The sequence below is a fragment of the Lysinibacillus sphaericus genome (genome assembly GCF_001629735.1).
GTDB classification, from domain to species: domain Bacteria; phylum Bacillota; class Bacilli; order Bacillales_A; family Planococcaceae; genus Lysinibacillus; species Lysinibacillus pinottii.
Map to the genome: position 1 here is coordinate 810,677 of NZ_CP015224.1, position 12,121 is coordinate 822,797.

10 protein-coding genes and 1 other RNA gene are annotated in these 12,121 nt (G+C 37.2%); all 11 read left to right on the plus strand.

Annotated elements, in window-relative coordinates:
- Positions 1 to 173 precede the first annotated feature (173 nt).
- The 11 genes from A2J09_RS03840 to A2J09_RS03890 all read left to right on the plus strand — a co-directional run bounded on the left by A2J09_RS03840 (position 174) and on the right by A2J09_RS03890 (position 12,117).
- A complete protein-coding gene (locus A2J09_RS03840; protein WP_031419411.1) occupies positions 174 to 1,424 on the plus strand; it encodes a ribonuclease H-like domain-containing protein in 1,251 nt (416 codons plus the stop codon).
- Positions 1,425 to 1,544: 120 nt separating this feature from the next.
- Positions 1,545 to 1,841: a cell division regulator GpsB gene (gene gpsB, locus A2J09_RS03845; protein WP_031419413.1), complete on the plus strand. Its 297-nt coding sequence runs from the start codon at positions 1,545 to 1,547 to the stop codon at positions 1,839 to 1,841.
- Between the two features lie 60 nt (positions 1,842 to 1,901).
- Positions 1,902 to 2,281: RNase P RNA component class B (rnpB, locus tag A2J09_RS03850), an RNA gene on the plus strand.
- A 492-nt stretch (positions 2,282 to 2,773) separates the two neighbouring features.
- Positions 2,774 to 4,519: a putative bifunctional diguanylate cyclase/phosphodiesterase gene (locus A2J09_RS03855; protein WP_012293757.1), complete on the plus strand. Its 1,746-nt coding sequence runs from the start codon at positions 2,774 to 2,776 to the stop codon at positions 4,517 to 4,519.
- Positions 4,520 to 4,522: 3 nt separating this feature from the next.
- Complete coding sequence (locus A2J09_RS03860) at positions 4,523 to 5,659, plus strand: THUMP domain-containing class I SAM-dependent RNA methyltransferase (protein ID WP_012293758.1); 1,137 nt, start codon at positions 4,523 to 4,525, stop codon at positions 5,657 to 5,659.
- 85 nt (positions 5,660 to 5,744) lie between these two features.
- On the plus strand, positions 5,745 to 7,652 hold the full coding sequence (locus A2J09_RS03865; protein WP_012293759.1) for an ATP-dependent DNA helicase: 1,908 nt from the start codon (positions 5,745 to 5,747) through the stop codon (positions 7,650 to 7,652).
- Positions 7,653 to 7,933: 281 nt separating this feature from the next.
- The gene (locus tag A2J09_RS03870; protein WP_230584368.1) at positions 7,934 to 9,340 is read left to right on the plus strand and encodes a sensor histidine kinase; all 1,407 of its coding nucleotides are present in this window, start codon (positions 7,934 to 7,936) and stop codon (positions 9,338 to 9,340) included.
- Positions 9,333 to 9,911 (plus strand): ANTAR domain-containing response regulator, encoded by a 579-nt coding sequence (locus A2J09_RS03875; protein ID WP_031419416.1) that lies wholly within the window; start codon positions 9,333 to 9,335, stop codon positions 9,909 to 9,911. The genes A2J09_RS03870 and A2J09_RS03875 overlap by 8 nt, the downstream gene beginning before the upstream one ends.
- Positions 9,912 to 9,996: 85 nt before the next feature.
- Positions 9,997 to 11,238: an ethanolamine utilization protein EutH gene (gene eutH / locus A2J09_RS03880; protein WP_012293762.1), complete on the plus strand. Its 1,242-nt coding sequence runs from the start codon at positions 9,997 to 9,999 to the stop codon at positions 11,236 to 11,238.
- A gap of 26 nt (positions 11,239 to 11,264) precedes the next feature.
- Entirely contained in the window at positions 11,265 to 11,606 is a 342-nt protein-coding gene (gene eutS, locus A2J09_RS03885; protein WP_012293763.1) for an ethanolamine utilization microcompartment protein EutS, read from the plus strand.
- A 10-nt stretch (positions 11,607 to 11,616) separates the two neighbouring features.
- Positions 11,617 to 12,117, plus strand: a complete 501-nt coding sequence (locus A2J09_RS03890) for a EutP/PduV family microcompartment system protein (protein ID WP_012293764.1) — start codon at positions 11,617 to 11,619, stop codon at positions 12,115 to 12,117.
- The last annotated feature ends 4 nt before the right edge of the window (positions 12,118 to 12,121 follow it).

Sequence of the window (12,121 nt, forward strand, 5' to 3'; positions counted from 1 at the left end):
AAACTATTGGTAAGACATTATAATAATTACTGCACAGCGTATTGAATTTGTTCAGATGCCATTAAAGAAATATTAAGTAAGAATTTCCTGTGAAGAAAATTTTGAATGAGTCAAGCAATCGTGGTAATCTTGCAAGAGAGTCTTATATTATAAGCAGAAAATGAGTGAACTACATGTCTTACGAGAATAAAATACTACAAATGAAAAAAATGCTTAGTAAAAAACCAGCGGTAGCTCAACAAAAGGTAGAGGAACCAGCTTTTCAGAAACCAGTCAAACCAAGCTATACCAAGCGATGGGAAGAGGCTGGGCTTAAGGTTGTGGAAAATGACTTTGGTATTGTATTTAAGCGCCATGTACAGTATCCATTTTCTTTTCAGCATGGTCATTATCGGCTACAGTCATTTTTTGATGCTTTGAAAAAATGGCAGGATGCTTCATTTGATCATCCATATGCACTGGACTTACATGAGCCTGTATTATTTTTTGATACGGAAACGACAGGCTTAAAAGGTGTGGGCACACATATTTTTTTACTTGGTTTTTTAGAGGTAGACGAAGAATGTTTTAGTTTGACACAATATATTCTAGCAGACCCTGCACATGAGGCGGCATTTTTGTTTGAATCGAAACTGTGGCAAAAATCTGCAACAGTCATCACATATAATGGTAAAAGTTTTGATTGGCCGCAGCTTGAAACTCGCTGGACACTGCATCAAAAAACATTACCAAAATTACGATCACAACGACAAATTGATTTATTGCATAGTTCGAAGCGTTTATGGAAAAATGATATGGAGCGCTTAAAATTAAAATCTGTGGAGGAAGAGAAGCTTGGTTTCTCTCGGAAGGGAGATATTCCTGGTCATCTTGCGCCAATTATTTATTTAGATGCTGTGAAAAGTGGCGGACCAGATGCTCTTATGAAGGTTTTGCTTCACAATGAGTGGGATTTACTGTCGCTTATCACGCTTTATAGTCACTCCACTCAGCTCTTGTTTGAAGAGGGGCATGAAGAATCTGCAAAAACCTTTACCAACATTGGGAAATGGTATGGTGATTTAAAAGAAAGCACACAAAGTGTTAAGGTGTTAGAAAGGGTGACTACGCAATTTGATGCGCTGGAAGCGGGTAATGCGCACTATTATTTAGCACTACAGCACAAAAAGAGTAAACGCTACAGTGAAGCTATAGATGCGTTTGTAGCCTCTCTCCATTTTGTTGAAGCAAGAACAAAGTTGCATGTCCTTGAGCAGCTAGCCATACTTTATGAGCACCAAATGAAAGATTATAAGCAGGCCCTTTATTATACGCAACAAGGCATACATCTCATTCAAAGGAATGAGCAATGGAGAGCAGAACAAAAACAAAAATGGGTAATTTCTTGGGAAAAGAGGTTGCTCAGATTAGGAAATAAGAAATAATTTCCCAGGTAATCGCATAAAACGACAAGTTTAGCTTACAATTGGAGTTTTCAGACGATATAATGTGATGAAGTATGCTATAATGTATTCGTGTATGTAGTGTGAGGAAGGGCGATGTGAATGGACATTAAATTAACGTCAAAAATGATCCTTGAAAAGGAATTTAAAAAGAACTTTAAAGGCTATAATGTGGAAGAAGTAGATTCATTCCTTGATGAAATAATTCAAGACTATGAAACGTTTGAAAAAGTGATGGCCCAACTACGTGAAGAAAATAGACAGTTAAAAGAAGAAATTGATAGTACACCAAAGAGACAACCGGTTGCTTCTGCAGCAGCTGGTACAACAAATTTTGATATTTTAAAACGTCTTTCAAATTTAGAAAAACATGTATTTGGTAGCAAGCTATACGAATAATTTTAGTCAATTATATTGTATTTAACATAAAACTCTAGTATAATCTTTCGTATCATCATGAAATTCTGGTAATCGCTGCGGCGCTAGACGTCGTAGAGGAAAGTCCATGCTCACACGGTACTGAGATGTCCGTAGTGTTCGTGCTTACTGAAAAAATAAGGTAAGGCAGCTGTTAAAGCTGACGGCGGAAGGAAAACCTAAGTTCTTGGATATGGTTGACACTTCCTGAAAGTGCCACAGTGACGAAGCTTGCTTGGAAACTTGCAAGGTGGAACGAGGTAAACCCCACGAGTGAGAAACCCAAATTATGGTAGGGGCACTCTCTAGAAGGAATTGAACAGATAGAGGGACAGAGCTAGCTCTGTAGATAGATGATTACTACCTGGTTGTACGAGGCGCAAGCTGTTTGAGTACTCAGGAACAAAACATGGCTTATGGAATTTTTTTGATGCTTATTTATGAAATAACAAGCGCTCTCCAACTCGGTGGAGAGCTTTTCTTTTGAGTTTATGAGGAAAAAGTAACCTAGTTAATCAAGTCTTGGTATGCGCGATACGTTTGAGAATGGCTACTTGCTAGCCTAGCCTCTATCGCTACCGCTTCTAAGTCACAATATCTGAAAACGGTGATTGCATCAATGTGTATTTATCTTGATTCAGCAAAAGTTTTGGTACCTAGCAAAATGTTAGATACACTTGACTCTACTCTATAGTAGCGAGAGTTTGCACATTTTCTTTTCCATTCAGGTGGTGATAGGACGACTGCTGAATCAAGTTCAAACCTCTAAGGATGTCACAGGTTTTTAAGACGAGTTTACGAGTTACTCGAAAAACTGTACACCATCTTTTTGGGGTGTCATTGATTTACATACGAGTTGGCCTGGCGTAAGTGCCCTTTAAAGGGGAGTATAGAGAGATAGGATGGGGCGGAACATGAACGGAGTAAATAATTGGGAAGGTATGGATAAATTGAAGTTGATTTCTCAATATCCTACTGCCTTAATACTTAAAATCTTCGAAAATGTATCTGAAGGTATCATGATTACTGATGAATACAAAAAAATAGTGATGGTTAATCCTGCCTTTGAATTTGTCACGGGTTATAAACGTGATGATGTGGTTGGAAAAACACCTGCCGTTTTACAATCAGGTGTACATGAATTACCGTTCTATTTAGAAATGTGGGAACAGATACGACAAGAAGGAATTTGGCAAGGAGAAATATGGAATCGTCGTAAAACTGGAGACGTATATCCTGAATGGTTAACAATTGTTTGTGTAACCAACGATGAGGGGAAGGTTACAAATTATTGTGGTATTTTCACAGATTTGTCTGAAAGAAAAATAGTAGAAAACGAATTAGAAAAACGTTTACTGACTGATTCCTTAACAGAAGTATCTAATCGTTTTGCTTATATCGAGAGAATGGATAATCTTTTAGAATCAACTTCTGCTATTTCTCATTCAGTACAGCATGCGGTCTATTTTTTAGATTTGGATAGATTTAAGCAAATTAATGATACATTGGGTCATGCTGTTGGAGATTCAATTTTAATAGAAGTTGCCAAACGACTAAAACAGTTACTGAAAAACAAAGATATTATTGCAAGATATGGCGGAGATGAATTCGTCATTACATTAACGAATGTAAAAAATGTAAAAGAAGCTGCAAAATTTGCTGAACAAATAATAAGTAATATAGAAAAGCCAATGATGATAAACGGTCAGGAAGTTTTTATTTCTACAAGTATTGGCGTTAGTGTCTATCCAGTAGATGGAAGAAATACAGAAGAACTGATTAATTGTGCTGATAGAGCCATGACTTACTCTAAGAAGAATGGATTGAACGGCTATTCTTTTTATTTTGATGAGCTGCAAACAGATGCACAGCGTGTCTTATTGCTAGATTCAGAGTTAAGAAGAGCCATTGATAATCGTGAGTTTGAACTGCATTTCCAACCGAAAATTTGTATGGACAATGAACAAATTCAGGGGTTAGAGGCATTGGTCCGCTGGAATAATGAAAGACTTGGCTTTGTCTCACCTGGAGAGTTTATTCCTTATGCAGAGGAAACAGGGTTAATAATACCTTTAAGTGAAGTCATTCTGGAAAAGGCGTGCGAGGCAGTTATTCAAATGCAAAAATATGGGTGGAAAATACCAGTGGCCATTAACATATCAAGCATTCACTTTAAACAGCATAATTTTTTAGATTCGATACAAACAATATTAGAACGCTATAATATGCCAGCAAACAATTTTGAAATAGAAGTGACGGAACGAACAGTGATGAATAGTGCTAACGAAACTGTTAGTAAGTTAGTTCGTTTGAAACAATTAGGCTTTAAAATCTCCATAGATGATTTTGGGACAGGTTATTCGTCCTTGAGCTATTTAGTGCGCTTTCCACTCGATTGTTTAAAAATTGATCGAAGCTTTATTCAACATATTGGCTCGCTCGATGAAAAACAGGCAGTTGTAGATGCTATTATTCAAATGTCCCATCGCCTAAAAATGAAAGTTGTGGCAGAAGGTGTAGAACAGGCACAACAAGTGGATATACTACGTAAAATGAACTGTGATATTATTCAGGGCTATTATTACAGCAAACCATTACCATTAAACGACCTCATGGAGTTTATGGAATATTGGGAAATTGAGCATCAAGGAAGGAAATAATCTATGGCAAATTATCAATTAGTAGCAACTTCAGCAATGGGTTTAGAGGCAATTGTAGCCCAAGAAGTAAAAGCACTTGGTTATGAAACAACAGTTGACAATGGTAAAGTATATTTTCAGGGTGATGAAACAGCGATTGCGCGTGCTAATCTGTGGCTACGAGTAGCCGATCGTGTCAAAATTGTCGTTGGACAATTCCCTGCAAAATCATTTGAACAATTATTTGAAAGTGTAAAAGCTTTACCTTGGGAAAAATATTTACCTGTGGATGCTGCCTTTCCTGTTTCAGGGAAATCGGTTAAATCGAAATTATTTAGTGTGCCGGATTGCCAAGCTATTACTAAAAAAGCGATTGTTGAACGAATGAAGCAGCATTATAAGCGACTTGGCTTTTTAGATGAATCAGGTGCCACTTACAAAATTGAGGTTTCGATTTTAAAAGATGTGGCGACACTAACGATTGATACATCAGGCGCTGGTCTTCATAAACGTGGCTATCGTCAAGCACAAGGGGAGGCGCCGTTAAAAGAAACATTAGCGGCTGCACTTATACAAATTTCAAAGTGGAATCCAAATCGTCCGTTTGTTGATCCATTCTGTGGTTCGGGGACAATTGCTTTAGAGGCAGCCATGTTTGGACAAAATATAGCACCAGGCTATAATCGTGAGTTTATTTCTGAAGACTGGCCATGGATGAAAGCGCAAATCTGGGATGCAGTCCGAGATGAGGCAGAAAGTTTGGCCAATTATGACCAACCGTTAGAAATAGTAGGTTCTGATATTGACCATCGCATGGTAAGCATTGCACAAGAAAATGCTACAGAAGCAGGATTTGGAGAGCTGATTACATTTAAGCAAATGCAAGCACGTGATTTCACGACTCAGTTAACAGATGGTGTCATGATCGGTAACCCACCATACGGAGAACGTATTGGTGATGTGGACGTTGTAGAACAGGTTATCCGTGATTTAGGAAAAGTTATGAAAAACTATCCAACCTGGTCTGTATATATGCTATCCTCCATGAAAAATTTTGAAGAATTATATGGACGCCAAGCGACGAAAAAACGGAAATTATTTAATGGGTTTATCGAAACAAATTATTATCAGTTCTGGGGACAAAAGTCTAAAAGAGATTAACGAATAGTAACGGAAGATAAGATTTTTTCTTATCTTCCGTTTCGTCGCGTATAATAGCACCAGATAGTAAGAGGGGGAACATCAATTGCGTAAATCTTTACCATTTGCATTATCAAAGGACCGATCATTTTTCGATTCACTAGGTGACTGGATGGGTGACGTCCTTTATGATGAATTGCCTGAAAAAGGCTTTGAATGTCGTGATGAGCAAATCTTTATGGCTTATCAAATAGAACAGGCGCTAAAAGAAAAAAACGTACTCTTTGCAGAAGCGGGTGTTGGAACTGGGAAAACAATAGCCTATTTACTTCCGGCTATTTCTTATGCACGCTATACAGGGAAACCGGCACTTATTGCATGTGCTGATGAAACATTAATCGATCAGCTCGTTAAAGAGGGCGGAGACATCTATAAGCTACAAAAAACGCTTGGTCTGGAAATTGATGTTCGCTTAGCCAAATCACGGGACCAATATTTATGCTTAAAACGCTTTGAGGAAGCTGAAAAAGTTGAATCAGATGAATGGATCGATGATATTTCGTTCTCCATTCCGGATGGTGTGTATGCCCAAGGTTCCATGATTGCTATTCATCCATATGGAGAACGTAGTAATTATCCAACTGTCAGTGATGAGGATTGGCAAAAAGTTAATTACAACTCGATTATGCAATGTTCTGTTTGTGATCTCCGTAATCGTTGTGGGCAAACTTTGCATCGTTCCCATTACCGCAAATCAACGGATCTAGTTATTTGTTCCCAAGACTTTTTAATGGAACATTTAGCTACCAAGGAATCTCGTGAGCGTGAAGGACAGCTTGCCTTACTGCCAGAAGTATCTATGATGGTTTTAGATGAAGGACATCTGTTAGAATACGCTGCGCAAAAGGCTATGACTTATAAAGTACAGGCAACAACAATTGTCCAACTTTTAGAGCGATTAATGGTGGATGGTGTACGAGAACGGACATTGTATGCCATGGAAAAATTACAAGATGATCACGAGCTATTTTTTGATCAACTTCGTGATGATATCGTTGCTTCTGATGAGGATCGTAAACGTATCAATAAATCCAAAACATTGCTTGCTTATGGCAAACAATTAATAAATGATGTGGAAGTATTGATGGAGGAATTTGTTTTTGAATCTGAAATGTATATGATTCCTGAATATGAGTTAAATATGGCAGAAGAATATTTAGAACAATATGAGGCTTCTTTACGTATTTTCATAGCACAAGGAGATGCAGTGGATTGGCTTGAGGAAACAGACGGTGAGGAAACGTTGGTGATAATGCCTCGATTGATAACAGAAGTTTTAGCAGAAAAACTATTCTCTAAAAAGCTTCCAATCGTTTTTTCGTCTGCCACTTTATCCGTCAATAAAGACTTTTCTTATATCGCGTATAGTTTAGGTATTCGAGAGTCCCAATCATTTTCAGTCCCTTCGCCATTTGATTATGAGGAAGTAATGAAAATCTATTTACATGAGCTTCATCAACACGATAAAACCGCACGTGTACAGCAATTACTGCGAGATGGTGAGCAAACATTAATTCTATTTAAATCCAAGCAAGCCATGTTAAAATTTAAAGCAGAGTTGCCATTAATGGAGCGTATGCATGTCGCATTCGAAGGTGATCGAGAGCTATCAGCCATTGTTCGAGATTTCCAGCAGGGAACCGTTAAAACATTATGCTCATATCATTTATGGGAAGGCTTAGATTTACCTGAAGAAGCATTAACACGTGTTATTATTTATGATTTACCGTTTCCTCCAAAGGATCCGTTATTTGATGCGAAGCGCACGTTTGCTGAAAATCCATTTGAAGAAGTGGAGTTACCGTTTATGCAATTACGCTTGCAGCAAGGAATGGGTCGTTTAATTAGGACGTCAAACGATCATGGTGATATTCATATTTTGTTGAATGAGGAAGAACAAAAACAACGCGCAGCCTTTGAAAATATATTAGCTGTTGCACCTGAAATAAAGTAGAAAAAAGAGAGTTTGCTGAATCAGCAAGCTCTCTTTTTTGATATATTAAAATAATTATTTTTCTGTTGCTGTATAATGTAATAATAAAAAACTGTTGAATATTTCTCTTTTAAGCTATATAGTTCTTTGTAATGCAACGAATTTTGATGAAAGAAAATATTTTTTGTATTGAAAATAATTTCACAAAAGGTTTATAATAATGACAAGAATTTTTAAGAATAGTCAAACTGATTGTTGATTATTCAGTGATAGGGGGCTTTAACCTGTCGAACATTCAATCATTGTGTAGAAACTATACCAATCTATCGGCAACGGATATTGACAAGTTAATAGAAATAGAAGCGACGCTAAAGTATTATGCAGAGCTTACTGATTGTTATATGTTCATAGATTGTATGATGGATAATTTATCACATGCAATTGTCGTGGCAGAAGCGTTCCCTAAAAAGGAAAAAGGTTTATATGAAAAATCGGTAATTGGAAAATTTGTTTTTGAAAGTTTTGAACCAGCTGTATTCACTGCGTTTAAGCAAAAAGAAAAATCATCCATTTCCAGAGCCGTTACACAAGAAGGCATTACAGTCGAACAAAATGTGATTCCGATCTTCAATGAACAACAGCGAGTAATTGCTGTATTGATTCAGGAAAAGATGGTGAAGATGCAAACGACACCAAAAGATGACTTTCAAAATATGCCTTTTGCATTAATTGAACATATTGTAGAACCTAATTCTCAACCGATACCAGTTGTTTCTGATTTACTTGTAGAGTCAATTATTCTTACCAATCACGAGAACAAAGTAATCTACAGTAATCCCGCTGGCTATCATTTTATTTCGGAACTTTCGGGATTAGAAAACTTTGACAATGTTGCATTGGATAAAATCTTACCGTTTTTACAGGAGGTCTATGATAAAGGCGATGATGTCTTTTTCCTAGAAATTACAATTGAACGTAAATCCTTTATCGTGAAGAAAATTCCAATTCGCAGTCATAGTGACAAGGTCACACTTCTCATTATTCATGATCTAACAGAGTTAAAGCTGAAAGAAAATGAACTTATGATGAAAACATTTGCGATACGAGAAATTCACCACCGTGTGAAAAATAATCTTCAAACAGTGACAAGTCTGTTGCGTTTGCAAATGCGCAATGAATTGTCTGCTGTCAATGCAAGTGCTTTTCAAGAGGCGTTAAATCGAATATATAGCATTTCATCTGTATATGAGCTTATTTTAGAAAATGAGGATAACGCTGAAGAAAAAGTAGACGTTATTGCATTGGCTAAAAAAATTGGACATAAAATGATTGGCACGTCCAATACAGCAACTATTCAACTAGCATTTCATCACGATCATTTGCAATTATTTTGCCATTCGAAAAAGGCAGTATCCCTTGCACTCATTATTTGTGAGCTACTACAAAATGCATTAAAGTATGCTTTTGTTGGTCGCGATGAAGGAGCCATTGATATTCATTTCATGCAGGAGGCTTCAAGTATTTCACTTCATATTTCTGACAACGGCGTTGGAATGCAAGAGGTGAAGGCATCATTTGGCATGGAAATTATCACAAGGCTTGTGGAATATGATTTAGCTGGCTCATTTTCAATTATCCCTAGTGAAGAAGGTACACATACTCAAATTCAGTTTCCTGTAAGTGAGGAGGTATTTATCGTAAATGACTAGGAAAGTTATGATTGTCGAAGATGAATCATTGATTGCGATTGATTTGAAGTTTATGCTAGAGGATAATGGTTACGAAGTCGTAGCTCAAGCTAATAATGGAGAGACCGCCATTGAGCTAGCCTTTTTGCATAAACCACAATTAATTTTAATGGATATTAAAATGCCTAAACTAGATGGTTTAAAGGCAAGTAAGATTATTGAACAACAGCTTGGCATACCTGTTCTCTTCATCTCGGCATATAGTGAAAAAGAATTATTACTATACATGAAGCAGGATAATATATTAGGATATGTTATGAAACCGTTTTCCGAAAAGAATGTGTTGCCTGTGTTAGAGGTTGCTTTTCATCAAATTGATAAGTTCAATCGTCTCAATGGGGAGATTTTACATAAGCAAACACAATTGGATAAGCGAAAAATCATTGAACGAGCTAAAGGATTGCTGATGCAGGCTGAAAATATAAGCGAGGACGAGGCTTATCGCAAAATTCGCAATGAAAGCATGCAAACACAACAAGAAATGGTGCATATTGCGGAGCAAATTATTATAAACTTACAAGTCAATAGTTGAAGCAAAGGCGCTTTAAAGAGATTTCTTCTTTAAAGTGCCTTTTTTTATATAAAAATTTATTAATCATAAAGGGGTGATGAGTAAGATGGCAATGATAGGAACGATTATCGTTTATATTATTATGATTTGTGCTGTTTTAGGGGCAATCGGAGCAATTCGAGATGCTGAGTATGGAATTGGTAAAGAATTTATGAATGGTATCCATACAGTTGGTCATATTTTCGTCCCAGCAGCAGGGATCATGGCAGCTATACCTTACTTAACATGGTTTATTAGTCATTTTATTAGTCCGATTTTTGAGTTAATTGGTGCAGATCCTGCGATTGCAGCGACCACTATTTTAGCTTCGGACATGGGTGGCTACCAATTAGCCAATGCGTTAAAAGAGTCTTATGAGGGATGGGTAATGGCTCTAGTCGTTGGATTTATGTCAGGTGCTACTATTGTATTCTCGATTCCAATGGGTCTTGCGATGTTAGATAAACGTGACCATAAATATATGGCGCTTGGTATTATGGCTGGCGTATTAACAATTCCGATTGGTGCATTTATTTCATCGATTATGATTGTACTATTTAACACAGAAGTGCGTGAAGTGATTAGTACAACAGAGGCGCCTACATATGTATTTGCCATTTCTGTTTTACAAATTTTAATCAATTTACTGCCTTTGTTCATCTTTGTTGTGTTAATTGCGTTAGGCTTAAAGCTTATTCCAAACGGCATGATTGCAGGCTTCATGCTATTCGGCCGTGTGATGGATGCAGGAATCAAATTGGTATTGGTGTTCTCGATTGTTGAAATTTTTACAGGTATTTTTACAAAAATATTTGGTGCATGGGGCTTCGATCCGATTATGGCTGATGAGATCGATCAATTCCGAGCATTAGAAACGGCTGGTTATATAGGTATTATGCTAGCTGGTGCATTCCCAATGGTTTATTTAATTCGAAAATATGCTTCGAAACCACTTGAAGCGGCTGGTAAAAAATTAGGACTATCATCTGTTGGTAGTGCGGGAATTTTAGCAACAATTGCTAATATCTTGGCGATGTTCACGCTTGTTCGTCATATGCCACCAAAAGATAAAGTGATTAATATTGCATTTGGTGTTTGTTCAGCATTTTTATTAGGCGATCACTTATCATTCACAGCTAATTTCCAGCCAACTATTATTTTACCTGTTATTGCTGGTAAGTTTTTAGCGGGTGTGATTGCGATTATTTTAGCGTATAAGCTTTCTGTACCGACGGCATTAAGGCTAGAAATAGAAGACCGCAAGGCTGGCATTATAAAAGAAGGCGAATATTTAGATCAAAAATCTTAATGGATTAAAAAGTGAGGTGATGATGTGTGAGTGAAGAAAAGAAACGATTTATTCAGGAGTTTGTGCCGGGTAAACAGCTAACATTGAGTCACCTTATTGCGAACCCTGACCCAGAGATGTTTCAAAAGCTGGGTATTCAAGAATCGGGTGCGCTAGGTATTATGACGTGTACTCCAAGTGAAACGGTCATCATCGCAGGGGATTTAGCGACCAAGGCTGCGAATGTAAAATTAGGATTTTTAGACCGTTTTACAGGCAGTCTTGTTATTGTCGGTAGTGTATCAGAGGTGGAAATGGCGATGTTAGAAATTAATCGTTTTTTATCCGAAGTACTAGGCTATACACCATCAAGAATAACAAAATCATAGGATGTGTCGTATGAAAAATCGAGTAATGATAATAGGCGGTGTGCAAGCAGGAAAGTCAACATTGATGAATACTTTGTTGGGCAGAGAAAGCAGTGCTAATAAAACACAAGCACTCGTTTATGAAGACTGGATTGTCGATACACCTGGTGAATATATTGAAAATCCCATGTATTACAGAAACATTATGGCCACTTCGTTGGAAGTAACACATGTCATTTATTTGCAGGATGCCACATCTTCAAGAAGTGTGTTTCCTCCGCAATTTAGTCTAGGGATTCCGAAAATACAAATCGGTGTCATTACAAAAATTGATGCACCTGATGCAGATGTTGAAAGAGCTACAGGTTTATTAAAAAATGTGATGACACAGGGCCCTATCGTGAAAACTTCTTCGTGGAAAAAGCTTGGCGTTGAATGGATTGCTCCACTTATTCAGCTTCATACAAACGAAGAAATTCAACAATTCGTGAAGGATTGCGATAGTCCATATCTCATGTATTGCTCACAGTAGCGAG